Source organism: Alishewanella sp. BS5-314 (genome assembly GCF_025377695.1).
Classification (GTDB): Bacteria; Pseudomonadota; Gammaproteobacteria; order Enterobacterales; family Alteromonadaceae; genus Alishewanella; species Alishewanella aestuarii.
Genome location: NZ_JACEHJ010000001.1, coordinates 401,865 through 426,242 on the forward strand (window position 1 = coordinate 401,865; position 24,378 = coordinate 426,242).

The following is a 24,378-nucleotide window of genomic DNA, read 5'->3' on the forward strand; positions in this document are numbered from 1 at the left end:
TGGTGGGCTTTTTGCTATGATAGTAGTTGTAGTTTAAGGATTCAGGGCAAGGATAGATGTCTTATCAGCGCGTAACCATTGATCAGCTACAGCCTGGTAGCTATGTCGTTCAGGTGCTGGAGCAAACCGGTGATCTGGCGATCAAGCATGCCGGCTGGGTACGTAGCACAGAAACTATTCGCCGCTTGCGTGAACAGGGCGTGCTGGTGGTGGCGATTGATCCGGCCCGGCAGCTTAGCTCCACAGCAGAACCGGTTTCGACACCAACCGAACCCGCCACCAGCGCTGAACCGGCCGCCTTTCGGGCACTGTTTGCCGATGAACAACCTAAAGCAGCCCGGGTGATAGAACAGACTCAGGCCATCCAAAAGCAAGTACTGCAAGCTGCCGCCCATAATGAAGCCATTGATCTGAGCCTGGTGCATGAAGTCAGTGCCGGCTTGTCTGATGCGGTTAGCCGCAACCCCGATGTGTTACTTTGCCTGGGGCGTATTGCGGAACAAAGTGATCAACTGCTTAGGCACAGTTTAAATTGTGCTATCTACATGGCAGCTTTTGCCCGCTTTCTGAACTTGCCGAAGCATAAAATTCAGGCCCTGATCACGGCCGCACTGTTACATGATGTCGGTAAAGCCCAAAATCCGCAGTTATTGCACGCCGAAGACGCCGCGGCAATCAGCACCAGTCTGGCCGTATTGCAGCGCAGCGCGGCCCTGGCCGGTGATATTTCACTGTGGATCAGCCAACATTGCGCCTGCCCGGATGGCAGTGGCCAGCCGCCAATCCGCGATCATCAGCTGGATAATGGCAGTAAGATGTTAGCCATCGTAAACCAGTACGAACAGCTGTCAGCACCGGAGCATGGCTATGTTAATCCAATAGTTGTTGCCCGGCAGTTACTGGCATTAGCGCCCGCTAAGCTGGATGGGGATTTACTGCAGTTATTTATTAAATGTATCGGGGTATATCCACCCGGCACAGTAGTAAAACTCAGCACCGGCCGGCTGGCACTGGTGCTGGAAAATAACAGCAAAAAGCCGACGGCGCCGAAGGTAAAGGTGTTCTACCATAGTGTGCATCAGCACCATATTCCGCCTAAGGTGGTAGATTTGGCCCGTTTTCCGGACGAACAGATCGAAGCCTGTGTGGATTTGCGAAAACTGGGGCTGGATGTCAGGAATTACCTGTAATCGCTTACCACTCGCTTAAAGCTCGCATACTGAACAGCGTATTACCAAACTCCAGCAACACATAGTGCGGGGTGATCTCTTTCAAGCGCACATCAGCAGTGATCCACTGCCCTTCCTGTAACGACTTGCCATTCACCTTAACCCAGCGCTGTGCTGGCTGGGTGGCAAACACATGCGCTTCGAACTTCAGGCGCGGTAACTGACGTTGTAAGGTCAGATCCAACATGCCAACATCCTGCGCCGGCGCACTGTGTGCGGTCAGATTGGCCGCCGGACGACTTTGCTCCGTCTCAGCCAGAGCACTGGCAAAACGCTCGCGCAGCTCCGCCGATACTTCCGGTTCCGGCTGTGCCACTGGTTCAGCACGGGCGGTATTGGTGGTTAGCGTGACTACAGGTTGCGCCTCAGGCAGCGTTTCGATTACCGGCGTCGGCGCTTCAACCTTAGCCGACTGCGCTGGTGCAACCGCCGTGGCTGGCGCTTGCAACAGTGTGGCTGCAATAGTAGTGCTACTGGCCGGGGTAACAACGGGCTCGGTAACTGCAATAGCAGTTGTCTTACCTGGCAGCAGCAGATAACCGGCAATAAAACCCGCTAACACTGCCAATAACAAGGCCAGGCTAATCGCCAGATTGCGCCAGAACTGTGAAACCGGTGCCGCAACCGGTGCTTGTTGTTTTAACGCATCCATCAGGATCGACATCTTAGTCTCCACGCCACAGCGGCAGAACTTGTACTGCCAGTAAGAAGCCAAGGATTATACCGAACAACGCTAATAGCGGCCAGAGCCAGCCTGGCAGGCTTTTCTCAGTCGTCGACGCTTGATTCAGCGGCAGGATCTCGGCCGCAGCCCGTTGCACTTCGTTGGCTTCAACCACCGCTTGCTGTTTACCATAGGCTGCCAATAACGCCCGATCAGCCAGCAGGTTAAGTAAACGCGGAATACCACCGCTGAGCTCGTACAGCTTTTTCACTGCCTTGTCGTTAAAGACCGGCCGCTCACAGCCGGCCACTTTCAGCCGAAAACGCACATACTGCTGCACTTCGCTAAGGTTAAGCGGTAGCAAATGATAACGGGCGGTGATCCGCTGTGCCAGCTGCCGTAAATCGTTGCGCTGTAACAGTTGTTGCAGTTCTGGCTGACCAATCAAAATCACCTGTAGCAGTTTTTTGGTGTTGGTTTCCAGATTAGTCAACAGCCGCAGTTGCTCCAGTACCGCCGGCTGTAAATGCTGAGCTTCATCGATAATCAGGATGGTCTTTTTGCCGGCGTCATGATTTTTTTGCAATCGTTGGGTAATTTTATCGCCCAGTAGCTTCAGGCTGGCGTCGGTTTTTTTATAGCGGATCTTAAGCTCATCACAGATCGCCGCCAGCAGTTCCAGCTCCGACAGCGTCGGGTTTAGGATAAAGGCGACATCGGTTTGCTCGTCCAGCTCCTGCAACAGGCTGCGCGATACCGTGGTTTTACCAGTACCGACCTCGCCGGTTAACAGCACAAAACCACCGGCATCACCCAGACCAAAGCGAAGATGAGCCAAAGCCTCCGCGTGGCGGGGGCTTAAAAACATAAAGTCCGGGTTGGGTGCTATCGAAAACGGCGGGCTGTTAAAACCAAAAAATCCGCTATACATCGCTATCCTGTTTATCAGCACTGCAAATTAGGCCAAGGCGGGTATAATGGCAAAAAAACAGCAATCAGGAAAGCGTGTGCAAATTTATCTTGTTGGCGGCGCCGTGCGCGACGAACTGCTGGGTTATCCCTTTACTGAGCGTGACTATGTCGTCGTCGGCGCCAGCCCGGCGCAGATGCTGGAACTGGGCTATCAGCAGGTGGGTAAAGATTTCCCGGTATTCCTGCATCCGAAAAGCAAAGAAGAATACGCCCTGGCCCGTACCGAGCGTAAAGCCGGCTCTGGCTATACCGGTTTTAGCGTTTATGCTGCGCCTGATGTGACGCTGGAGCAAGATCTCGCCCGTCGTGATCTGACCATTAATGCGATTGCCAAAGCCGCTGACGGCAAGCTAATTGATCCCTTTGGCGGCCAGCAGGATCTTGCCCACAAGCTGCTACGCCATGTCTCTGCTGCCTTTGTGGAGGATCCGCTCAGGGTGCTGCGGGTTGCCCGCTTTTATGCCCGCTATGCCCATTTAGGTTTTAAGGTCGCACCACAAACACTGGCTTTGATGCAACAACTAAGTCGCAGTGGCGAATTACAAACCCTGAGTGCAGAGCGGGTGTGGGTCGAGACTGCCAAAGCGCTGGCGACACAAACCCCGGCCGCTTACTTTGCGTTGTTACAGCAATGTGGTGCGCTTGACGCCCTGATGCCCGAGCTGGCCGCGCTGTGGGGCGTACCCCAACCTGAAAAATGGCACCCGGAAATTGATACCGGAGTCCATACTTTGCTGGTGCTGGAACAGGCGGCAAAGCTGTCAGAAAAAATCGAAGTCCGTTTTGCCAGTTTAGTACATGACCTGGGTAAAGGGGTTACCCCAACCGAGCTGTTACCTTCCCATCATGGCCACGAGCATTCGGGTTTACCATTAATCCAGCAGCTGTGTGAGCGCTTACGGATACCCAATAGTTGCCGTGAACTGGCACTTCTGGTTTGCGAGTATCATCAGCTGGTGCACCGCGCCCAAGAGCTAAAAGCCAGCACCGTGCTGAAGTTTTTCAATGCGATAGATTTATGGCGTAAACCAGAGCGACTGAACGAGATCCTGCTTTGCTGCACTGCCGATCTGCGCGGCCGTACCGGCTTTGAGCAGGCGGAGTATGCGCAGGCCGCTTATTTACAACAGTTAGCAGAGGCCGCGCTGCAGGTCACAGCGCAACAGGTCATGGCTACGGGTATCACAGGCCCGGCGATTAAAGAGGCACTATACCAAGCCCGGCTGCATGCCATAAGTACAGCCAGGCCTGACAAATTGTCTTAAGCGCTAAAACTTAACAATATAATTAAGCCTACACCCAATAACAGCCGGTAAATTACAAAGGGTAGCATGCCCATCCGGCTGATAATTTTCAGAAAGTAATGAATACAAACCAAAGCGCTAACAAAAGATAGCAAGACTCCAAATAGAATACCGCTAATATCATATTGCGCTGGTTCACTCAGTAATTTCGTGGTTTGATAACCACCACTGAGCACAATAATCGGGATCGACAACAAAAACGAAAACCGTGCCGCGCTCACTTTATCCAAGCCCAGTAACATCGCGGCTGTCATAGTAATACCAGAGCGTGAGGTCCCCGGGATCAGCGCCACTGCCTGAGCGATACCGATAATCAGTGCCTGGCGCCAGCCCATCTGTTCCATAGCAACCTGTTGCTTTGCTGTGGCATCAGCAAGCCAGAGTAGTAAGCCGAACACAATGGTAGTTACCGCAATAACCCAAGGCGAGCGTAAGAAGGTTTCAATTAAATCTGCAGCCAGCAATCCGGCTAGCCCCGCTGGAATAGTCGCCAGAATCACCCACCAGGCCAGCTTGCTGTCAGTACTATGCTGACCACCCAGACTTTTAATCCAACCGACCGTCAGATTGGCAATATCCTGCCGAAAATACAACATTACTGCCAATAAGGTGCCGACATGCACCGCGACATCAAAAGCAATGCCCTGATCTTCCCAGCCGAAAATGGCGGAAGGCAGTATCAAATGGGCGGAGGAAGAAATAGGTAAAAATTCGGTAATACCCTGAATAATCGACAGGATAATCACTTCAAGCATGCTCAAGATTAGTCACTCCATGAAAAATCAATTGGCCAGAGTTTCTGGGGTTTGTCGTAGTTTTGCCACAAAGTCGCGTAGCTTAGTTGGGTTAACGGATGAATTTGTTCCGCGGCAATTTCGGCCAACGGCCAAAGCACAAACGCATTTTCGGTTATCTCACCACGGGGCAGCTCCACCGGCTGCTGACACACCAGCTGATCGTAGGTTAGTAAATCCAGATCCAGGGTGCGACCACAAAATTTTTCCGCACCGCGCACCCGGCCAAACTGATCTTCAATTTCTTTTAACAGCGTGACGCACTCGGTCAGACTCAACGTCGTTTCGACACCGACCACCAGATTATAAAAAGGGTCGCCGTTAAAACCGACCGCTTCGCTTTCATACACTGAGGATAGGGTCAAAGCACCAAAATGTTCGGCCAGTTTACGTACACCAGCGCGCACGTAGTGCTCCCGGTCGATATTCGAGCCGACGCTAATATAAATCAACGCCATTAGCTTAGCGCCTCGCGGCTACGCTGAATGCTGACACCAACGGTTTGCGCCGCAGGCACGGCACCCGGCTTATACACTGTGACCTTGACATCCTGGGTCGCAAACTCGCTGAGTAGCAGCTGGGCAACCCGCTCGGCCACAGTTTCGATCAGTTCAAGCGGTTGCGCAGTAATCAACGTCACCACCCGTTCACTAATCACCGCATAGTCCAGCGTGTGGCGCAGTTCGTCACTGTGTCCGGCCAGGCTCAGATCATAACTGAGTTCCAGATCCAGCAATAAGCGCTGCTTGATCTGTTTTTCCCAGTCGTAAACGCCAATCACCGTATCAACGGCAAGTTGCTTGATAAAAACGATATCCATCCGGTGAATTCCGCATTGCGTTATTTTTCGTTTCAGGTAGGCTGGTCGGATAGGTGAAATGCAGGAACACCCGTATTCTGCTGCCCGAATAAACTGTCGTCATAGTATCGCAAAAATGGGTGCTGAGGAACCACGGAATGACCCTGCTGATCCTGATCATGATGTTAGCTGCTTACCTGCTGGGTTCGATTTCGTCGGCCGTGCTGGTGTGTCAGTTATTTCGTCTGCCGGATCCGCGCTTTCATGGCTCAGGTAATCCCGGCACCACCAATGTGCTGCGCCTGGGTGGTAAATTGCCAGCGGTATTGGTGCTGGTCTTCGATATCCTGAAAGGCACTATCCCGGTCTGGGGCTCATACTTTCTGAAAATTGAACCACTGTGGTTGGGGATTATTGCGATTTGCGCCTGCCTGGGGCATATCTATCCATTATTTTTTGGCTTTAAAGGCGGCAAAGCCGTGGCCACTGCCTTTGGCGCCATGATGCCGATTGGACTGGATCTGGCGGGCTTGCTGATTGGTACCTGGCTGCTGGTAGTATTACTGACCGGTTATTCGTCGCTCGGTGCGCTGATCACCGTCGCGCTGGCGCCGCTCTTCACCTGGTGGATCAAACCACTCTATACCTTGCCGGTACTGATGCTAAGTATCCTGATTATTGCCCGTCATCATGAAAATATCCGCCGGCTCTACCGCCGGCAGGAAAGTAAGATTTGGGATAAATCCAAGCGGGTACGCGAATAACCCGCTTGCGACCGTTTCCATAAGTGCCGCGTTAAATCGCTGGCAGCTGCTCCAGTGGCCAGCGTGGCGTAACACCAATCGATAAATCCTGTTGCTGCCCGGCTTTTAAACGCTGGTAACCGGCAAAGGCAATCATAGCGCCGTTATCGGTGCAAAATTCCTTACGTGGATAATACACTTCCCCTTTCAGGCTTTGCATTAATGCCGCCAGTTGCTGGCGCAGTGATTCATTAGCACTAACACCACCGGCAATTACCAGCCGCTTGTAGCCGGTTTGCTCCAAAGCGCGGCGGCATTTAATCAGCAAAGTATCCACCACTGCCTGCTGAAAAGAGGCGGCGATATCAGCCTGCACCTGTGCCGAGTTGCCTTCTTTTTGAATCACCATCGAGGCCGCGGTTTTTAAGCCACTAAAGCTAAAATCCAGCCCGGGACGATCGGTCATCGGCCGCGGAAAAGCATACTTAGTCGCATCACCCTGCGTGGCTAGTTTCGCCAGTAACGGTCCGCCCGGATAATCCAGCCCCATCAACTTGGCCGTTTTATCAAAGGCTTCACCGGCGGCATCGTCTATCGACTCCCCCAGTAACTGATACTGACCGATGCCCTTCACTGCCACCAACTGGGTATGACCGCCTGAGACCAGCAACGCCAGAAACGGAAATTCGGGGGCTCTCTCTTCCAGCATCGGTGCCAACAAATGGCCTTCCATATGATGTACCGCCAGCGCCGGCTTTTGCCAGGCAAAGGCTAAACTGCGGCCCAACGTTGCCCCGACCAGTAACGCACCCGCCAGGCCGGGGCCGGCAGTGTAAGCGACGCCATCGATATCGGCGGCGGTTAAACCGGCTTCGCTGAGCGCCTGCTTGATCAGTGGCAGGGTTTTACGGACATGATCGCGAGACGCCAGTTCGGGCACCACGCCACCATAATCGGCATGCAGCGGGATTTGGCTATACAATACATGGCTAAGCAGGCCGCACTCACCATCGTAGATGGCAATGCCGGTTTCATCGCAGGACGTTTCTATTCCCAGTACTCGCATGTATTAAACCTCAATTTCGGGCGTTAAAGCGGGAAAAAGATCGCTAAGTGCAGCACACTTCGCTATACTCCTCGCCCTTAAAAACGTGCATTGTAGCGGCTTGGCGCCCTGGTCGCCAGAGGATCTGATTTAAGATCGCACAAGCGCTTTACTTTAGTGGTGCTTTTTGCGTAGAATACCGCACCATTTTTAATCGTATTGGTTAACGAAAACCAGTTTTGGCCTGAGGTGAGAATTTAATGCCTGTAGTTAAAGTAAAAGAGAACGAACCGTTTGACGTAGCCCTGCGTCGTTTCAAGCGCTCATGTGAAAAAGCCGGCGTTTTAGCTGACGTACGTGCAAAAGAGTTCTACGAAAAACCAACGTGGATCCGCAAGCGCAAGAAAGCTGCTGCTGTTAAGCGTCACGCGAAGAAAATGTCTCGCGAAAACGCACGTCGTATCCGCCTGTACTAAGTTACAGCTGCCGGATAACGGTGCAGGGCTCACCAGCCCTGGTTTAAATGCTTTATCTGCACACCGTGTTCTTCGAACACGGTTTGTCTTTTTCTAAGACCCGAATAAAAAGGACAACAGTGGCAGGACAAATTCCCCGTCAATTTATCGATGAACTACTGGCCCGTACGGACATAGTAGAACTGATTGATAAGCGCGTACCGCTTAAAAAAGCCGGTAGCCGCAATTACACGGCCTGCTGCCCTTTTCATAACGAAAAATCCCCGTCTTTTACTGTCAGCCCGGATAAGCAGTTTTACCATTGCTTTGGCTGCGGCGCACATGGCAATGCCATCAGCTTTATGATGGAATTTGAGCAGCTGGAATTTGTTGAAGCCATTGAAGAGCTGGCTAAAGATCTGCATCTGGAAGTGCCACGCGAAAAAGGCCAATTTAATAACAGACCACAAGCTCAGGCTGATGACTACACGCTAATGCAACAAGCGGCCAGTTATTATCAGCAACAGCTGCAACAGCATCCGAAAGCAGCAGAGGTGCAGGCCTATCTGACCAAACGTGGCCTGAGTGCGCAGAGTATTGCCGACTACCAGCTGGGTTACGCGCCAGAGAGCTGGGATGGGCTGCTGAAGCATTTTAACGCCAACAGCAAAGCCAAACGCGACCAGCTCTACGATTTAAAACTGATTAGCCGCAACGACAACGGCCGTGAGTTTGATTTTTTCCGTGACCGCCTGATGTTCCCCATTCGCGATAAGCGCGGCCGGGTGATTGCTTTTGGTGGCCGGGTACTGGGTGATGGCCAGCCTAAATACCTGAACTCACCGGAAACCCGGCTATTTCACAAGGGCCGTGAGCTGTATGGCCTGTATGAAGCGCGGCAGCAACCGGGTCATCTGGAACGGTTACTGGTGGTCGAAGGCTACATGGATGTAGTGGCATTAGCGGAACACGATATCCGCTTTGCGGTGGCGTGTTTGGGCACCGCCACGACCTCAGATCATTTCCATACCCTGTTTCGCTATACCAGCCAGGTGATTTGCTGCTATGACGGTGACCGCGCCGGCCGTGATGCTGCCTGGCGCGCGCTGCAAAATGCCCTGCCTCAGCTCAAAGACGGTGTGGAGCTAAAATTTGTATTTTTACCCGATGGTGAAGACCCGGACTCGCTGGTGCAAAAAGAAGGCAAAGCCGCCTTTTTAGCACGGTTGGCACAAGCAAGGCCTCTCAGCCAATATTTATTTGAGCATTTACTGGCTGAAAGCGACCCCAACTCCGATGCCGGTAAAACCGCGCTGGCGGCTAAGGCTACGGAGCTGATCCGCCAGGTGCCGGGCACCTACTATCAGGAACAGCTGAGCAGCAAGCTGGATAATTTACTCGGCCGCCAAAGTGCCCGCACAACCAAAGCTCAGGCCAAAGCACGGCCAACGGCGCCATCGACCACGCTAAAAATAACCCCAATGCGTCGGGCTATTGCCCTGTTGCTGCAAAATCCGGGCTTAGTGCAGGTCATGCCGGATGCCCCCGAGCTGGCCGACGCCGCCTTGCCAGGCATCAATTTATTGTTGAGCCTGCAACAGCATATTCTGGCGAAACCCGGGGTTACCACAGCGCAATTACTGGAATACTGGAGAGATCTGCCAGAGCATACCATACTGTTAAAGTTAGCAAGTTGGGAACATCAAATCGCGCCCGAGCAGCTGACGCAGGACTTCCTCGATACCTTTCATTCGATTGAGGATTTATATCTGCAACAACGGCTGGAAGCGCTGGAACGAAAAGACAAGTTACAACAACTGACAAAAACCGAGTGGCAGGAATATCATTTGCTGCTGCAAGCGCTGAAAAGCAAAAAACCGCGTCCGGTGAGTTAACGGCGGCTGGCTAGAAAAGCCCCGCTTTGTTATAATCGCTAGTTCGCATTTTTAGATTAACAACTTTGGTGGAAGATAAGTCTCTATGGAGCAAAGTCCTCAGTCGCAGTTAAAACTCCTGATCCTGAAAGGTAAAGAGCAAGGGTATCTGACCTTTGCCGAAGTGAACGATCACCTTCCACAAGACATTATCGACTCTGATCAGATCGAAGATATTATTCGCATGATCAACGATATGGGCATTCAGGTATTTGAAAGTGCCCCAGACGCTGATGATCTGATTATGTCTGATGCCACCGCCGATGAAGACGCGGTAGAAGAAGCGGCTCAGGCCCTGGTTAGCGTAGACAAAGAACTGGGTCGTACTACCGATCCGGTACGGATGTATATGCGGGAAATGGGTACCGTTGAACTACTGACCCGCGAAGGCGAGATTGATATCGCCAAGCGGATCGAAGACGGTATCAACCAGGTGCAAACTTCAGTCGCCGAATATCCGGAAGCCATTACTTACCTGCTGGAACAGTGGGACAAGTACGAAGCAGAAGAAATCCGCTTAAGCGATATTGTGTCTGCTTTCGTTGACCCGAATGAAGTGGACGATGCCCCGGTCATGGGCAGCAATATCGGTTCGGATCTGCCGGAAGAGCATCAGGAAGATGCTGACATCAGTGACGATGACAGCGATGAAGAAAGCGACGGCGATAGCGATGACGGTGATAGCGGTCCGGATCCGGAGCTGGCAAAACAGAAGTTTGCCGAGCTGCGTGCCCAGTACGAAGTGACCCGTAACTCTATCGTGCAGAACGGCCGCGAGCACGCCACCACCAAAACCGAAATTGAAAAGCTGAGCGAAGTATTCCGCTGCTTCCGCCTGGTGCCTAAACAATTCGACCGCCTGGTTAAAAACATGCGTGAGATGATGGACCGGGTGCGGGTGCAGGAACGGCTGGTAATGAAACACGCCGTTGAATACGCCAAGATGCCGAAGAAAAACTTCGTTAAAGCCTTTACCGGCCACGAAACCTCAACCGCCTGGGTTGATGCGGAAATCAGCGGCAATAAACCTTACTCTGCAAAACTGGCGGAAGCCAAAGACGAGTTAATTCGCTGCATTGAAAAGCTGAAGAAGGTCGAAGAAGAAACTGGCCTCAGCATCTTTAAAATTAAAGATATCAACCGCCGGATGTCGATTGGTGAAGCCAAAGCCCGCCGCGCGAAAAAAGAGATGGTTGAGGCGAACTTGCGTCTGGTGATCTCGATTGCCAAGAAGTACACCAACCGCGGCTTGCAGTTCCTGGACTTAATTCAGGAAGGCAATATCGGCTTGATGAAAGCGGTAGATAAATTCGAATACCGCCGTGGTTATAAGTTTTCAACCTATGCGACCTGGTGGATCCGGCAGGCCATTACCCGCTCTATCGCTGACCAGGCGCGGACTATCCGCATCCCGGTGCATATGATTGAAACCATCAACAAGCTGAACCGGATTTCACGGCAAATGCTGCAGGAGATGGGTCGCGAGCCGTCACCAGAGGAATTATCAGAACGGATGCAAATGCCGGAAGATAAGATCCGTAAGGTACTGAAGATCGCCAAAGAGCCGATTTCAATGGAAACGCCGATTGGTGATGATGAAGATTCGCATCTGGGCGACTTTATCGAAGACTCCAGCGGTGAATCACCACTGGACTCTGCGACCATGGAAAGCCTGAAAAACGCCACTAACGAAGTACTGGCCGGCTTAACCGCCCGCGAAGCCAAGGTACTGCGGATGCGTTTTGGTATCGATATGAATACCGACCATACGCTGGAAGAAGTGGGCAAACAGTTTGACGTAACACGTGAGCGGATCCGGCAAATTGAAGCCAAGGCCCTGCGTAAGCTGCGCCACCCTTCACGCTCTGAAGTACTAAAAAGCTTCCTGGACGAGTAATTACAGTTCTGTCCGCTAGAAACTAAAGGCGCTATTTAGCGCCTTTGGTGTTTTAAGCGTTTTCAGCGTAAAAAAGCAGCAACCAACTGAAGTTAGTGTCAGAAGCCGGATGACAAAGTTAGTAAAAGTTTTTATACTGCCTCGCGTTTGCATGGCCCCATAGCTCAGTTGGTTAGAGCACTCGACTCATAATCGATCGGTCGCTGGTTCGAGTCCAGCTGGGGCCACCATTTTTAAAGGCTTGTCGTTTTACCCTACTTCCTGAAAATAGCTCGGTGCTACCTCTGTGCTACCGACATGCTATAACCTTAACAGATATTTGTAAAACACTGCGTTTCTCGGTGGCTTAATTCGCTTTCAGGTTATTTTGACGGCCTGAACAGCTAAACCTACGAACTACCTGACAACCTACAATAGATCCGTTGATATTATGGCAACAAGCACATACTATGAGATCTCACTCGACGTTAGGCAACTGGAGTTCTTCCCGCGCCTGACGCTCCACTTGTCACTGTGTGATGCTACTTGGCGCGCTGTACGTACTCGTTTCATACAGTCGCCCTTAGTTAATTAGGCCACGCGCTTTGCGCTAGGACCAGTCGGGTGTGAATGTGGAGGGACATAGTTATGAAAAATAAATCTAACTATGGCCTAGTTAAGGAACGCTTGATTATCGCGATTCTAGCAACAAAATTGGTTACCACCGTTTTGAAGCTGCTTCAAGAAATCGTTGTGTTCATTAACGTGGCTTTTAATTACAAGAACTGTTACAGAATATGTTTTCAAAACGTTGGGACAATAAATTTTTACTTAAAAAGGACCTTTGGGTTTATGTCCCTAGTGATGAAATGTATGCATTCGGCAAAAAAATTCATACTACTTTGTCAATGCGTTGGAAAAGGCCAGCAAACTATTACCACCTTCTAGCCGGTGGTCATGTAGCAGCATTAAAGTACCATCAGTCTGACTCATATTTTGCAAAATTCGATATAAAGAACTTTTTTAACAGTATTAGTAAAACACGAATAACTCGCTCGATAAAAAGTCTAGTCGGATATTCAGCTGCAAGGGAAATAGCAACAGTTTCAACCGTTCCAGTATCACATCAGCAGAGTTTCAGTCATTGCCTCCCTTATGGCTTTGTTCAGTCGCCAATTTTGGCTTCAATTTGCTTAAGAGACAGTTATCTTGGACGTCTGATAGAACGAAAATGTAAGAGCTGTAAAATTAGTGTCTATATGGATGACATAGTAATTTCGGGAAATTCTGAAAGCGATGTTGATGCACTTCTAAATGAACTCTTGAGTGCTGCGTCAAAATCACATTTTGAAGTTAACCCATCAAAAGTCAGACTTACCTCACATACCCTTGAAAGCTTTAATATCGAGTTATCTCCACAGACACTGAACATAACAGCTGATAGGCTTGATGCGTTTAAACAAGAGATCTTGAACACTGAAAACCAAGCAAAAATTGATGCAATTATCGGTTACGTGAAAACAGTAAACATCAGTCAAGCTGGCTCACTTTAAAATATTTAGTTCTGGAATCACCTAAACCATAAACTTGAGTTAGCTGTTTAAGACAGATGACAGCGCATGCCAGTTCTTAAGAAGGACAGCTCAATTTCATGAGCTGCGCGTGTGGGGACCACACGACTATCCTCGAAGACTACAGACGATAAACTCCTAACGTCTGATGGATTACGCGCCTCCTGGGTCGTTCCCAGATGCACCATAGCTCTATTTCAGCACTCAGGTGGTGGGCCGCCACTATCGGTGACGAATCGCGGCATGCGCTGTCAGAAAATACATTAATCGATTTTCAACACATTCCGCTGGAAAAAGGTAGGGTGAAATCTCCCGAGCTTTTTTTATAAGCAGATTCTGTTCGGTTGGATAGCTTACTCATTTAAACAGATTGATCACCGTTTAACCCATTCTGATTAGCTTAAATGGTTTCCAATAAAGTAACACTGTCCGACCAGATTAGCCTAATGACGGAAGAAAATTTGGCATGCCAAATTTCAACTGCTACTCTTTTGTTAGTGCAACATCATTGACGCCGAAAATTCAAGGTCGCTCTTTTTCACACAACGTGAACTCCAGTTATAGCAATCATTAGTTAAATGATCTTCAGCTTTGAGCGAAAAGCGGACATAAAGCATCAGCACAAGAATCGTCCTTATTTAGTGAGGAATATTTAAATCTGCTGCACCTTGAAGACTAAAAGCATAGTTTTTTCATTAACATTAATTTCTTTTGTAGCTCGCAGTATCTTTTGGCGAGACCAGTAGCACCTCTGATTCGTAGCTCAATCTGGGCGTTTTCGATAGTTTGAACTGAGTAAGGTGTTATTCAAAGCCCACTTTTAAGAATTAATAATTTAGCAATGAACAGCTTGCCATCCAAAAGTTGATAGCTCAAATTCATTCGATGGAGCTCGACTATCTTAGCTACGATGGATAGACCAAGACCAGACCCCTCAATATCTTGATGAGCAGTATGCCGGAAAAAACGTTCCCCTAATCTAACTAAGTCAGGGACAGTATCCGCTGGAATTTGATTTGCTACTATCAGCCTATAGACGTCCGTTAACTCTTCAAGCTCTACTCTAACTACAGAGCCTTGTGGAGCATACTTCGCTGAATTATCTAGTAAATTCCGCATAACACACTGAAATAATGCTGGCTCTGCCAAAATTAGCGTATTTTTATTAATCTTGATATCCCAGTTAACGTTGTCAAGATTTCTACTTTCTATCTGGGCCATCGCATCGGAAATAACATCCAGCAGTGATATTGATTTTTTGTGTAACTGGTTAAGATGCTCTAGCTTTTGCATCTCCATTAATTGGAAAACAAGGTGAGACAGCCGCTTTGTACTCCTTTGAATTGCTTCTCTAGCCTCTAAAATCTCAGCAGTTGATGTCGCTTGCGACAGATTTTCGGTATGAAGCTGTAAAATACTGAGTGGAGTTCTCAGTTCATGAGAGGCATCTGCAATAAATCTTTTTTCCTTAATTACATATTCCTTAAGTTCAGCTAGTAAGGTATTTACAGCGTTTTGAAAGGGCTGCAACTCTCGTGGCAGCTCCATATCTAGCGGAGTAAAATTCGCAGGATCGCTGTCAGCCAGTTTTGCGGATAGAGCCCGAATGGGATTAGTTCCCCAATACACTGCAAGCCAAACTAATACAAATATTGGAATTAAGGCAAAACTCAAAGGTACTAACTGGTCAAGTGTCACATGAAAACTGAGCTCTCCACGCACATCTTCGCGTTGAGCCGTAAAAATCCAGACATTAAGGTCTTCTGCAAACAGGCTAAAACCAACCCATTCAAACCCTCCAAACTCCACTACATGATAACCTGATTCCATTGGCTGTAACGGATGCGTCCCTGCATTGGCAGAGCGCAGTAAAAGCTGACCACTTGCATTCCAAACTTGTACAGCTATTTTGTTTTCGTACTTATGACCTTCCGGGTGTCGTTCCTGCGCAGAGGTACGTTCTATTCCATCTTCAATAATTCTGGGGACTTCGATAACCGGTTCTTGGTTAATTGCTTCTTTAGGGCCTTCGAGTAACAAATGCCGAACCAGCCGCGCATACTGTGCGAGTTGTGCATCAAACAGCTCGTCCAACTCATGATGGGTACTGTAAAAAGTACTGCCTCCCGTTACAAGCATCAATAGTAAAATGACTCCGTTGATACTGAGAAGCAGCATCCTCCTGATACTTTTAATTTTCATCGTGACTTTTTAACATATAGCCAAACCCTCTAACTGTTTTAATGACATATCCTGCTGTTTTCTTTCTAATGTTGTGAATATGCACTTCCAATGAATTCCCCTCATTATCTCCATTCCAACCACTATTAACCTCTTCCATGTGTTGCTTTGAAAGGATCTTGCCGGGATGAAGCATGAGCTCTTTAAGTAACAAAAATTCACGGGTTGTAAGATGAACCGACTGACTTTGAAAACTACATTCATGTCTTTGTAAATCCAGGATTAGCTCGTTACTTATGAGCAAATCCTGTTTGCGTTGTTGATGACGTCTTAATATAACCCTTAAACGAGCTTCTATCTCTCTAACATCACAGGGTTTTAACACGTAGTCATCCGCCCCAGCATCCAAAACATCAACTTTTGTATCCAGATGATCCCAAGCAGTTAAGACTAATATAGGCAGAGACTGATTGGTTGACCTTATTTTCCTTATAACTGGAAGAGAAAGTCCATCAGGTAACCCCAGATCAAGGATCATGACATCAAATAGACTATTTTCAGCAGCTTGTAAGGCCTGTTTACCGGAAACACAATGTTCAACTCTATAGTGCAATCGTTCTAACGCAGTCACTAGCCCTTGTGCCAACAACTTATCATCTTCTACTAGCAAAATCCGCATGGCTCTCGACCTCTTTATTCAAAAAAGAATAATGAACCAGACCATTGTCGCCAGCACTAGCATGGTAAGAACTGCAGCTGAGCCGACATCTTTCGCTTTGCCACTGAGAACATGATACTCAGCGCCAATTCTGTCAACTACTGCTTCTATACCTGTATTTAGCAACTCGACAACTAGGACCAACATCAAGCTCAATATTAGCAAAGCCCTTTCTACGGAGCTTACTTCAACAATGAAAGCAATTGGAACTAGAAAGCATAGTGCGACAATTTCTTGCCTAATGGCTGCCTCCGAACGCCAGCTGCTTATAAAGCCTTGTTTTGAATAGTGTGCAGCGCTCAACAAGCGACGCCAACCCGTATGATGATTCTTCATGTAGTACCTCCAAGAGTTCCATCATAATTCCCCAGTCTTAAGGGGATCTTAAGTTTTAAAAATTACTCTGAGTCCTGATTCAACTGCAGGATTAACGTTAATGCGATTCGGAGTTTTCAAGAATTTAGTAGCAGCCTCTGTTTGGGGTCCATATGTACATTTGGTAAGGATGATCTTTATAGGATTGCTAACATTGAGTTTAAGTAGACTTGCGCTACTTATCTGGATGTATGACAGGGTGGAGCCCACACAGTTACTTGGCGAAATACTGGTGCAAGGCATTAGAGCCGATTTTATCCTAATGTGTTTGCTGGCTGCAGTCCCAGTGCTGGCATCTTTCTTTCTTGCTTACCCACCATTAAAACGCGGCTGGTTCAGATTTACTTACCTATGGAGCTTGATTGCTCTAATTTCACTGACTTTCTTAGAGTTGTCGACACCATCTTTTTTGATGCAGTATGATATTCGGCCAAACCGTCTATATATTGAATATTTAAAATACCCTAAAGAGGTTTTTCTTACTCTATGGCATGGTTTTCGAGCTCCGTTATTGCTTGGAATATCGCTTACTATTTTGAGCAGTTTGCTCTTTAAACGTCTACTGAAAAACCCTAATGATGAGTACCGTTTATGGACTTTTAAGTACCATATTTTAGCCTGGCCACTAGTTGTATTTGTGATTTTTGCCGGAATACGCTCTACCACTCAGCATCGACCAGCGAATCCAGCCTTTTTTGCAATTACCGCTGATGCTATGGTTAATTCGCTGGTTATTAACTCAGGTTACTCAGTACTGTATGCTATTTATAGTCTAAAGCACGAGTCCAGAAGTACTGAAGTATATGGCAAGCTATCAGAACCAGAAATGCTCGAACAAACTCGTAATTGGCCGTGGCTGAAACAGTATTCCTACCCTGATCCTAATTTTCCTACTCTACACTGGCAGTCTGCACAGATAGAGCGTTCTAAACCTCTAAACATAGTAATTGTGCTGCAAGAAAGTCTTGGTGCAACTTTTGTGCAGTCCCTTGGCGGCGCCCCAGTTACACCTAATTTGGAAAGACTTAAATCAGAGGGGATCTGGTTTAATAATCTGTATTCGACGGGTACGCGTTCGGTACGAGGTATTGAAGCAGTTGTAGCTGGTTTCATGCCTACACCAGCACAAAGTGTAGTAAAGCTTTCAAACAGCCAGCAAGGGTTCGCTACTCTGGGTTCTATTCTGCAGCAGCAAGGATACTACACCCAGTTCATCTATGGGGGAGAAGCACACTTTGATAATATGCGCAGCTTCTTTACCGGCAACGGCATTAGTGATGTTGTCGACATTTCAAAAATCAACGAACCTGATTTTATTGGCAGTTGGGGAGCAAGTGATGAGGATTTATTTAACACTGCACATCAACAACTAAGTCAATTACATCAATCTGGCAAACCATTCTTCAGCCTTATCTTTACATCAACGAATCATGAACCATTTGAGTTTCCTGATGGGAGAATAGATCTGTATGAACAGCCTAAACAGACAGCTTATAATGCGGTGAAGTATGCCGACTGGGCCATGGGGAAATTTTTTGAGAAAGCAAAAACCAGCGAATACTGGAACGACACGCTGTTTTTGATTGTGGCTGACCATGACAACAGAGTCTACGGTAGTAACCTAATCCCTGTTGAGAAATTTCATATTCCTGGATTAATCCTCGGTGGAGTCGTTAAACCAGGCACGATTGAGTCAGTAGCTAGCCAAATTGATTTAGCGCCTACTTTGTTAAGTATTGCCGGTATTTCTGCGTGTCATCCTATGGATGGCCGGGATTTTATTGCAGATCCTACTAGCCCAGGTAGAGCACTTCTTCAATTTGATAACTTGTTTGCACTAATGCGAGAAGATGAGCTCATCATATTGCGACCCAACGACAAAGCAATCAGTGCGACATATAACAGAGAATCCCAACACCTTAGTTTGAGCAACAAACCAGTATCAGAGCTTTCTCGTATAAACGCATTGGCACACGTACAGCTACCTTCCTATTTATATCGAGAGCGAAAGTACCCTGACATTGCAAAATGTGAAGGACCAAATCAATAGCAAGCTAAACGGTTCTATTGGCTGTTATCTCACAATAACAGCCAAAACTTACATAGTACTTAAGTTAATCTTAATTCTTAATAGTTACTCTAACGGCATGTTTATATCACGAAGCGTCAGTGCATGCGGCAGTTCAAAAGTAACGAAGTCATAAACCTGCTGGTAATACCCACCATTATATTCGTCGCCGTATTTAGCGCTCTGTATGGCTATCAACTCGATTTCTTATTGGCTTCAACCCTTTTTCATTTGGAAGGGGATAGTTGGAGCTTAACAAATCATTGGTTCTTTAGTGATGTTATGCACAGTGGGGCGCGCTTTCTGAACAACGTTGTTATAGCAAACGTGCTTGGTTTTTGGCTCTATCAAAAGTTTAGTAGTGAATACACTTATGAGCGAAAAGTGGCACTGACTAAGTTAGTTTTGAGCCTGATATTAAGTTTCGCCATAGTGGCAATTCTCAAACGCGTCTTACCTATGGAATGTCCGTGGGATTTACAATTGTTCGGTGGTGAACAACCGTTTATCGGGCTGTTTGAGAAGCGCCCTGCGGACATTCCTACAACTCAATGCTTCCCAGCAGGACACGCTAGTGTCGGTTACGCCTGGGTAGCACTCTATTTCTATTATCTGCCGGTATCTCCAAAGAAATCTCGCACAGGATTGATGATTGGGCTTTTTCTAGGACTCTTACTTGGCATCGTACAACAAATACGAGGAGCCCATTTTTTCTCGCATGACCTGACGACTCTCTGGTTGTGCTGGTCAATCAGCTGCGCCGTATTTTGGCTCTACCCCAATCGAACCAAACTCCCAACTGATAAGTTTCAGGGACACAACTATGCTTGATTATATTCGTCGATACGCATTACCTATCATCACACCTGACCTCAACAAACCTGCGACTAGCTGGCACCCAGTATTATTTGCATTAGTTGCGGCAGCAAGTATGACGCTAATGTTCAACGGACCATTTTTTGCAGCACTGCAAACCAATATACCTGGACAAATTAGTCTTCACTTAGTGCTAATACTAGTCGTTTTTCTGCTGAACTTGATGCTTATCCTGATGTTTAGCCATTCTCGATTGCTAAAGCCAGTAGTCTTATTATTATTTATAGCCGGTAGCCTGAGTCTATATTTTAATCAGACTTTTGGAGTTCTGATTAATCAGGAAATGTTACAGAATGCCGTGGAAACTGATCAGGCAGAAGCAAAAGGGTTAATAAGCATTGGTTTCGTCATCCATTTGATGCAATGGAATCTATTTCCACTAATGCTAATCTCGATTGTCAGAATTCAACGTCTGTCTCGACGGGCTTATTTTCAGCACTCTATTGCTGCTTTGGCTATTGTCTGCATAGCGCTTTTGTCCGTTGGCGTAACGCAGTATGCAGAACTTGCTTCTTTTTTCCGTAATTTCAAAAGTGTTAAACATCTAGCTTTACCGGTAAGTCCAGTTATCGCCAGTGTCTCGTTGACTGTCAAGTCTTTAAAAGCGCAGGTTCCGACCGAATTCCATATCCTCGCCACTGATGCAAAGAGAGATGCAACTGTCGGACGCCCAAAGTTGCTCGTACTTGTCGTCGGAGAAACCGCCCGGGCCGATCATTTTCAACTTAATGGATATCCGCGTCCTACCAACCCCTTGCTGAGTAAACTACCTGTCGTAAGCTTCAGCCAAGTTACATCATGTGGAACAGCAACAGCCCATTCTCTACCTTGTATGTTTTCTGCTTTTACTCGAGAAAACTATGATGAAACTCAAGCTAAAAGCAGCAGTAATATATTAGATATCCTTCAAGCCACAGGGGTAGATGTGAGTTGGCATGAAAATAACTCAGGCTGCAAAGGGGTATGCGATAGACTTCGTCATGAATATCTGTATAAGCAAGAAGACCCTCGTTGCAATGAAGGCCAGTGTTTAGACGATCTGTTATTGGATGCCTTGGATAGGGAACTGCAAAACATTGCAGATACCGATAGAATTATTGTTTTGCACCAGTTAGGCAGCCACGGACCTGAGTATTTCAAGCGTAGTAGTTCATCAGACAAAGTATTTAAACCAGAATGCATAGATAAACAACTACAGTTGTGTTCTCGCGATACTATTGTCAACGCATATGATAACAGCATTGTTGCAACAGACCGATTACTGGCAAATATAATCAACAGCCTTCAACAGCAAAAATATTATGATGCATCAATGCTTTATATGTCAGACCATGGTGAGTCACTTGGTGAAAATGGTGTCTATTTACATGGCCTACCTTACTTTATTGCACCAGATGCTCAAACACATATCCCGATGCTCTGGTGGATAAGCAAAGAATATGAAGGCTCATCCGAGTTGGACACCAAGTGTATTGAAAAAGAGCGCAGTTCGCCACTTAGCCATGATAATTTGTTCCATTCTCTGTTAGGAGTATTTTCTGTGAATACAGCTCTCTACGAATCAAAACTTGATATCTTCAAAAGCTGCAAGAAAAGAGTGCGATAAGTTAAGTCCAATAGACAAGGAATATGGACAAGTTCACAGCATAACTTTTAGGCTATTCACAGTTATCCATACTAGCGAATAGCCCTAACTGGCATTCAACGTCCGCTATTGGCACAAAGCCGAGATCCTATGAAGTGGTACTTAGCATGAAAGTAGTGGGGCGATTAATTTGCAACATTTGGTAGGTAGCGGTAGCAACTTGGTGGAAAATTAAATGCTATTATTCAGTATGTTACTAAAAAATTACTTGATTCGACAAAACTGGCTTCGTAGTGGAAAAATTTGGCATGCCAAATTTCAGCTTTGACTTTTTGTCAGTATAAGTTCTGCCAGGTCGTCTTCTACACAAAACAGGTAAGCTGTTGGCACCTTTAATACGTTCGCTAGTGCGATAACGGTTTTAAAATCAGGTGCATGCACGCCCCGCTCATACTGGTTCATTCGCGCAGAAGCAACAAAGCGATCGATCCCAGCAAGTATGCCGAGCTGCTTTTGAGACAAGCCACGCATAAGGCGTGCTTGCTTCAAGCGCTTTGGTAAGGGCGAACCGTCAGTATTATTCACAGTGTGAGATATTGGCTATTGAAAACTAAGATTTTCTTAGCTTTAATAGCAGCTAGATACTAAGGAATACTTAGCACCCTGAGTTTCAGGCTGGCGAATATTAAAGAAGCGAGATTATGAAGATATCAGTAGTAGCTCTAACCTGTGCTGTGGCCCTTGCTTGTAGCGGCTGCGTTACCGTAACTAACGGTAAAGGCGACAAGTACCAGCTGTCGACCAACGGCCTGAACAAGCTCAATTCTGGCGAGAGCAATGCTGTTACCAGCGCTAACGTGGAAGCTTCAACAATCTGTGATGGCACTGTCCTGCTTAAGCAACTAAAACAGAATACGGAATTTCACGATGCGGCTTATGTCGGCTATCACCTGGAAGGCAGCAAACCAGTTATTTCTCTGGAGCAGTTTGTTCAGAGTAAAACTGAGAAATTTAATGAGTTCGAACGGGCGAGACGCCAGCAGGTATTCGAAACTTATTATGGTGAAAAGCAGTATAGAGACACTTACTATGTAACCGGGATGGCTGAGCTGGGCGAGTATGATTTTACAACACAGTCGTTCCCTATAACTTTCTACAATCAGTTTGAAATAACGCTTGATGGCCAAGGCGCATATATTTACTCAGTTCAAACAGATCGCTTCAACAATGTGGCCGTCCCAGCTAAGCATGCAGAAGCTTACTTAAAGCGCATAACCAAAACACACCACGGCGAAATGAAAATAGAGCCTGAGTTGGCTTTAGCCCTTAGTGGCACTGGCAATAAGAGTACTCACAGCAAGAGGCGTGTCCGCTATTACGCATCGTTTAATGACGTAGCAAGCCGGGGGAATCAGCTGGTACTGACGCCGGATACAGTACTACTTGAAAGCAATGCTGGCGATTGCAGCTCGGTAATCACGCCGACCAAAGGCTAATTTACTAATTAAAAATTTGGCATGCCAAATTTCTATAGAAGGTACTAATTATGTTAGGTAAAGTATTAAAAGTGACAGGCTTGGTAGCTCTTGGGGCTTTAGAGGTTATCTTGTCTGTCTCCGACGAAGATGACAGCGACAGTGATCAACTAGATATGTTGGATGACGGTATGGGCAATGTTATTGCTGACGGCGAGCATATGAGTCGGTCAGAAGCGGAAGATGCTCAGGCTTTAGGTCAGCTATACGATACCTTCTACTAAATTTCCTGTAATAGGAATTTGGCATGCCAAATTCTACACAGAATTTAGGCCGCAATAAGTAACGCGCACAACGTAAGAAACGCAGAGACCATTGCAACATACAGCGCTTTTGCTGCAAGTTTATTCGTCCGCTCAGCTTGCTGGATGGCAAGATAAGACAAATAGCTGAAGTAGGCATTAGCATTTAGCTGCCAGTTCTGTTGCTCATTTTCGATATGCGACCCGGTAATGGTGGTATATTTATCAAGACTACCCGGCTGCTGGGGATCAAGACAGATATCACGCATAATTTTTGCTATCTGGTAGTTATTAATGCCATTAAGGTCATTCGCAGCAGTATTTAAACCGAAAGACTCCTTTTTCTCCGCTTTGGCTAGTATGTATTCGGTTACCCGGAGTACATCTGGTTTTAATTTGTCTGCTTTTACCGCTTTATTCATAACGAGACCTTAAAGTTGATGTGGTTTGGTGCCTCGGCACGACGGATAATTAGAACATCCATAAAACTGGTTGCCCGCATTTACGCCCCTCTTCGCCGTTCTAAGTACCATTTCACTGCTACATACCGGACAACTTATTGCTGACTTCACTGACGTTATCGCTGGTTTGGAAGCTTGTGGCATTCTACCTTTTATAGCACCAACCAATAACCGGCCATCTATCAGCTGGATATTCTTTCCGTCTGCGAATGCCTGAGCGTCGTCAGTAAACTGCCCAGAAGTTACCACAAAAGCACCGGCTGCCAGCTCTGCAACCATAACACCATACAGCTCACGCACTACGCTCACCGGAACTTTGCTGGCTTTCCAGTGTTTGCATTGCACCAGATAAGTTTTAAAATCACTGGCGGTGAGCCGCAAATCAATGCCACCGTCGGCACCGTTAGCTGTTTCAGAAACTTTGTAACCCTTTTCCCGAAAGAACTGCCCTACCAGCATTTCAAATTCACGCCAGCTTACAGAAGCCAGTACATCCTGCACCGGCGTAGTGTCATACCGCACGTTATTTAGCAGCGCTACTCTTTTAAAGTTTGCAAAGAACGAAGCGACAGCGCCGAGCAGAAAAATAGGCGGGATGATATAACGGAGCCAATACGCAAATTGATAAACCATCATTCCTGAGACTTGTGAAGCAGGGTTGTTAGGATCAATTTCCGGCATAACAGCCTTGCTATCCAAATAGAAAAACAGTATCACTGCTACGACAACACTTAACCACCAGGGCAGTTTGCTGGCAACAAAATATAGATCTTCGATAAAGCTGCTTTTACTTCTTCTGGCCATATCCTTTCACCTAAAGTTTATCCTTGCTAAGGGCAAGCGCGTTATCGGCATCAATGAAAACAGCGAGCTTTTCCTTATCTTTCAACCGCGTGATCCCTAACTGTTTAAAGCTATATGTACCGACTTTAGAGGATTACGGTTAGTGAT

24 protein-coding genes and 1 tRNA gene are annotated in these 24,378 nt (G+C 47.2%); 13 read left to right on the top strand and 12 right to left on the bottom strand.

All coding sequences use genetic code 11. The features are described 5' to 3' along the window. Positions 1-56: 56 nt before the first annotated feature. Positions 57-1,190, top strand: coding sequence for an HD-GYP domain-containing protein (locus H1D31_RS01850; RefSeq protein ID WP_261255474.1), 1,134 nt, complete (start codon positions 57-59; stop codon positions 1,188-1,190). 4 nt (positions 1,191-1,194) lie between these two features. Here H1D31_RS01850 and H1D31_RS01855 read toward each other — a convergent pair whose 3' ends face one another. Then, the gene (locus tag H1D31_RS01855; protein WP_261255477.1) at positions 1,195-1,893 is read right to left on the bottom strand and encodes a general secretion pathway protein GspB; all 699 of its coding nucleotides are present in this window, start codon (positions 1,891-1,893) and stop codon (positions 1,195-1,197) included. A gap of 1 nt (position 1,894) precedes the next feature. After that, the gene (locus H1D31_RS01860) at positions 1,895-2,824 is read right to left on the bottom strand and encodes an ExeA family protein (RefSeq protein ID WP_261255478.1); all 930 of its coding nucleotides are present in this window, start codon (positions 2,822-2,824) and stop codon (positions 1,895-1,897) included. Between the two features lie 76 nt (positions 2,825-2,900). On the opposite strand from H1D31_RS01860, the gene H1D31_RS01865 reads away from it, so the two are divergent. Further along, positions 2,901-4,130, top strand: a complete 1,230-nt coding sequence (locus H1D31_RS01865; protein ID WP_261255480.1) for a multifunctional CCA addition/repair protein — start codon at positions 2,901-2,903, stop codon at positions 4,128-4,130. Here H1D31_RS01865 and H1D31_RS01870 read toward each other — a convergent pair. From H1D31_RS01870 to folB, 3 genes are read right to left on the bottom strand one after another with little or no spacing between them, the layout of a single operon-like run. Further along, positions 4,127-4,930 (bottom strand): undecaprenyl-diphosphate phosphatase, encoded by an 804-nt coding sequence (locus H1D31_RS01870; protein ID WP_261255483.1) that lies wholly within the window; start codon positions 4,928-4,930, stop codon positions 4,127-4,129. The two genes, H1D31_RS01865 and H1D31_RS01870, sit on opposite strands and share 4 nt — an antisense overlap. Before the next feature lie 2 nt (positions 4,931-4,932). After that, positions 4,933-5,421, bottom strand: a complete 489-nt coding sequence (gene folK / locus H1D31_RS01875) for a 2-amino-4-hydroxy-6-hydroxymethyldihydropteridine diphosphokinase (protein WP_261255485.1) — start codon at positions 5,419-5,421, stop codon at positions 4,933-4,935. After that, the gene (folB, locus tag H1D31_RS01880) at positions 5,421-5,783 is read right to left on the bottom strand and encodes a dihydroneopterin aldolase (protein ID WP_065955347.1); all 363 of its coding nucleotides are present in this window, start codon (positions 5,781-5,783) and stop codon (positions 5,421-5,423) included. The genes folK and folB overlap by 1 nt, the downstream gene beginning before the upstream one ends. Before the next feature lie 137 nt (positions 5,784-5,920). On the opposite strand from folB, the gene plsY reads away from it, so the two are divergent. Continuing rightward, entirely contained in the window at positions 5,921-6,526 is a 606-nt protein-coding gene (gene plsY / locus H1D31_RS01885; protein ID WP_008609200.1) for a glycerol-3-phosphate 1-O-acyltransferase PlsY, read from the top strand. A gap of 31 nt (positions 6,527-6,557) precedes the next feature. On the opposite strand, the gene tsaD is transcribed toward plsY, so the two are convergent. Further along, positions 6,558-7,571 (bottom strand): tRNA (adenosine(37)-N6)-threonylcarbamoyltransferase complex transferase subunit TsaD, encoded by a 1,014-nt coding sequence (gene tsaD, locus H1D31_RS01890; protein WP_261255489.1) that lies wholly within the window; start codon positions 7,569-7,571, stop codon positions 6,558-6,560. A gap of 239 nt (positions 7,572-7,810) precedes the next feature. On the opposite strand from tsaD, the gene rpsU reads away from it, so the two are divergent. The 5 genes from rpsU to H1D31_RS01915 all read left to right on the top strand — a co-directional run bounded on the left by rpsU (position 7,811) and on the right by H1D31_RS01915 (position 13,368). Further along, positions 7,811-8,026 (top strand): 30S ribosomal protein S21, encoded by a 216-nt coding sequence (gene rpsU / locus H1D31_RS01895; RefSeq protein ID WP_008951050.1) that lies wholly within the window; start codon positions 7,811-7,813, stop codon positions 8,024-8,026. A gap of 119 nt (positions 8,027-8,145) precedes the next feature. Continuing rightward, positions 8,146-9,900, top strand: coding sequence for a DNA primase (gene dnaG, locus H1D31_RS01900; RefSeq protein ID WP_261255495.1), 1,755 nt, complete (start codon positions 8,146-8,148; stop codon positions 9,898-9,900). 85 nt (positions 9,901-9,985) lie between these two features. Continuing rightward, entirely contained in the window at positions 9,986-11,836 is a 1,851-nt protein-coding gene (rpoD, locus tag H1D31_RS01905) for an RNA polymerase sigma factor RpoD (RefSeq protein WP_261255498.1), read from the top strand. A gap of 153 nt (positions 11,837-11,989) precedes the next feature. Then, positions 11,990-12,066: transfer RNA gene (locus tag H1D31_RS01910), tRNA-Ile, on the top strand. 546 nt (positions 12,067-12,612) lie between these two features. After that, the gene (locus H1D31_RS01915; protein WP_261255499.1) at positions 12,613-13,368 is read left to right on the top strand and encodes a reverse transcriptase domain-containing protein; all 756 of its coding nucleotides are present in this window, start codon (positions 12,613-12,615) and stop codon (positions 13,366-13,368) included. Between the two features lie 825 nt (positions 13,369-14,193). On the opposite strand, the gene H1D31_RS01920 is transcribed toward H1D31_RS01915, so the two are convergent. The 3 genes from H1D31_RS01920 to H1D31_RS01930 are packed head-to-tail and all read right to left on the bottom strand — an operon-like array spanning position 14,194 to position 16,621. Further along, positions 14,194-15,588 (bottom strand): ATP-binding protein, encoded by a 1,395-nt coding sequence (locus H1D31_RS01920; RefSeq protein ID WP_261255501.1) that lies wholly within the window; start codon positions 15,586-15,588, stop codon positions 14,194-14,196. Next, a complete protein-coding gene (locus H1D31_RS01925) occupies positions 15,578-16,246 on the bottom strand; it encodes a response regulator transcription factor (RefSeq protein WP_261255504.1) in 669 nt (222 codons plus the stop codon). Before H1D31_RS01925 ends, H1D31_RS01920 begins: the two co-directional genes overlap by 11 nt. 18 nt (positions 16,247-16,264) lie before the next feature. Beyond that, positions 16,265-16,621: a diacylglycerol kinase gene (locus H1D31_RS01930; RefSeq protein ID WP_248467621.1), complete on the bottom strand. Its 357-nt coding sequence runs from the start codon at positions 16,619-16,621 to the stop codon at positions 16,265-16,267. 100 nt (positions 16,622-16,721) lie between these two features. On the opposite strand from H1D31_RS01930, the gene H1D31_RS01935 reads away from it, so the two are divergent. The 3 genes from H1D31_RS01935 to H1D31_RS01945 all read left to right on the top strand — a co-directional run bounded on the left by H1D31_RS01935 (position 16,722) and on the right by H1D31_RS01945 (position 21,210). Further along, positions 16,722-18,710 (top strand): LTA synthase family protein, encoded by a 1,989-nt coding sequence (locus H1D31_RS01935; RefSeq protein WP_261255508.1) that lies wholly within the window; start codon positions 16,722-16,724, stop codon positions 18,708-18,710. A gap of 123 nt (positions 18,711-18,833) precedes the next feature. After that, positions 18,834-19,559: a phosphatase PAP2 family protein gene (locus H1D31_RS01940; protein ID WP_248467618.1), complete on the top strand. Its 726-nt coding sequence runs from the start codon at positions 18,834-18,836 to the stop codon at positions 19,557-19,559. Continuing rightward, positions 19,552-21,210: a phosphoethanolamine transferase gene (locus tag H1D31_RS01945; protein WP_261255512.1), complete on the top strand. Its 1,659-nt coding sequence runs from the start codon at positions 19,552-19,554 to the stop codon at positions 21,208-21,210. The genes H1D31_RS01940 and H1D31_RS01945 overlap by 8 nt, the downstream gene beginning before the upstream one ends. A gap of 297 nt (positions 21,211-21,507) precedes the next feature. On the opposite strand, the gene H1D31_RS01950 is transcribed toward H1D31_RS01945, so the two are convergent. Then, a complete protein-coding gene (locus tag H1D31_RS01950) occupies positions 21,508-21,774 on the bottom strand; it encodes a helix-turn-helix domain-containing protein (protein WP_261255513.1) in 267 nt (88 codons plus the stop codon). Between the two features lie 116 nt (positions 21,775-21,890). Here H1D31_RS01950 and H1D31_RS01955 point away from each other — a divergent pair, with 116 nt between their 5' ends. Both H1D31_RS01955 and H1D31_RS01960 read left to right on the top strand, forming a co-directional pair. Next, positions 21,891-22,685 carry a DUF4852 domain-containing protein gene (locus H1D31_RS01955; RefSeq protein ID WP_261255515.1) on the top strand — a complete coding sequence of 265 codons (795 nt, stop codon included), beginning with the start codon at positions 21,891-21,893 and terminating at the stop codon, positions 22,683-22,685. A gap of 50 nt (positions 22,686-22,735) precedes the next feature. After that, positions 22,736-22,948, top strand: a complete 213-nt coding sequence (locus tag H1D31_RS01960) for a hypothetical protein (protein ID WP_261255517.1) — start codon at positions 22,736-22,738, stop codon at positions 22,946-22,948. Between the two features lie 44 nt (positions 22,949-22,992). On the opposite strand, the gene H1D31_RS01965 is transcribed toward H1D31_RS01960, so the two are convergent. After that, positions 22,993-23,388 (bottom strand): hypothetical protein, encoded by a 396-nt coding sequence (locus H1D31_RS01965; protein ID WP_261255520.1) that lies wholly within the window; start codon positions 23,386-23,388, stop codon positions 22,993-22,995. A gap of 9 nt (positions 23,389-23,397) precedes the next feature. Further along, positions 23,398-24,231 (bottom strand): restriction endonuclease, encoded by an 834-nt coding sequence (locus tag H1D31_RS01970; RefSeq protein WP_261255522.1) that lies wholly within the window; start codon positions 24,229-24,231, stop codon positions 23,398-23,400. Positions 24,232-24,378 lie beyond the last annotated feature (147 nt).

Excerpts from the sequence above, each read along its gene's own strand:
- H1D31_RS01850 (WP_261255474.1), top strand. The coding sequence starts at position 57 with ATGTCTTATCAGCGCGTAACCATTGATCAGCTACAGCCTGGTAGCTAT.
- H1D31_RS01855 (WP_261255477.1), bottom strand. The coding sequence starts at position 1,893 with ATGTCGATCCTGATGGATGCGTTAAAACAACAAGCACCGGTTGCGGCA.
- H1D31_RS01860 (WP_261255478.1), bottom strand. The coding sequence starts at position 2,824 with ATGTATAGCGGATTTTTTGGTTTTAACAGCCCGCCGTTTTCGATAGCA.
- folK (WP_261255485.1), bottom strand. The coding sequence starts at position 5,421 with ATGGCGTTGATTTATATTAGCGTCGGCTCGAATATCGACCGGGAGCAC.
- folB (WP_065955347.1), bottom strand. The coding sequence starts at position 5,783 with ATGGATATCGTTTTTATCAAGCAACTTGCCGTTGATACGGTGATTGGC.
- plsY (WP_008609200.1), top strand. The coding sequence starts at position 5,921 with ATGACCCTGCTGATCCTGATCATGATGTTAGCTGCTTACCTGCTGGGT.
- tsaD (WP_261255489.1), bottom strand. The coding sequence starts at position 7,571 with ATGCGAGTACTGGGAATAGAAACGTCCTGCGATGAAACCGGCATTGCC.
- rpsU (WP_008951050.1), top strand. The coding sequence starts at position 7,811 with ATGCCTGTAGTTAAAGTAAAAGAGAACGAACCGTTTGACGTAGCCCTG.
- rpoD (WP_261255498.1), top strand. The coding sequence starts at position 9,986 with ATGGAGCAAAGTCCTCAGTCGCAGTTAAAACTCCTGATCCTGAAAGGT.
- H1D31_RS01915 (WP_261255499.1), top strand. The coding sequence starts at position 12,613 with ATGTTTTCAAAACGTTGGGACAATAAATTTTTACTTAAAAAGGACCTT.
- H1D31_RS01920 (WP_261255501.1), bottom strand. The coding sequence starts at position 15,588 with ATGAAAATTAAAAGTATCAGGAGGATGCTGCTTCTCAGTATCAACGGA.
- H1D31_RS01925 (WP_261255504.1), bottom strand. The coding sequence starts at position 16,246 with ATGCGGATTTTGCTAGTAGAAGATGATAAGTTGTTGGCACAAGGGCTA.
- H1D31_RS01930 (WP_248467621.1), bottom strand. The coding sequence starts at position 16,621 with ATGAAGAATCATCATACGGGTTGGCGTCGCTTGTTGAGCGCTGCACAC.
- H1D31_RS01935 (WP_261255508.1), top strand. The coding sequence starts at position 16,722 with ATGCGATTCGGAGTTTTCAAGAATTTAGTAGCAGCCTCTGTTTGGGGT.
- H1D31_RS01940 (WP_248467618.1), top strand. The coding sequence starts at position 18,834 with ATGCGGCAGTTCAAAAGTAACGAAGTCATAAACCTGCTGGTAATACCC.
- H1D31_RS01945 (WP_261255512.1), top strand. The coding sequence starts at position 19,552 with ATGCTTGATTATATTCGTCGATACGCATTACCTATCATCACACCTGAC.
- H1D31_RS01955 (WP_261255515.1), top strand. The coding sequence starts at position 21,891 with ATGAAGATATCAGTAGTAGCTCTAACCTGTGCTGTGGCCCTTGCTTGT.
- H1D31_RS01960 (WP_261255517.1), top strand. The coding sequence starts at position 22,736 with ATGTTAGGTAAAGTATTAAAAGTGACAGGCTTGGTAGCTCTTGGGGCT.
- H1D31_RS01965 (WP_261255520.1), bottom strand. The coding sequence starts at position 23,388 with ATGAATAAAGCGGTAAAAGCAGACAAATTAAAACCAGATGTACTCCGG.
- H1D31_RS01970 (WP_261255522.1), bottom strand. The coding sequence starts at position 24,231 with ATGGCCAGAAGAAGTAAAAGCAGCTTTATCGAAGATCTATATTTTGTT.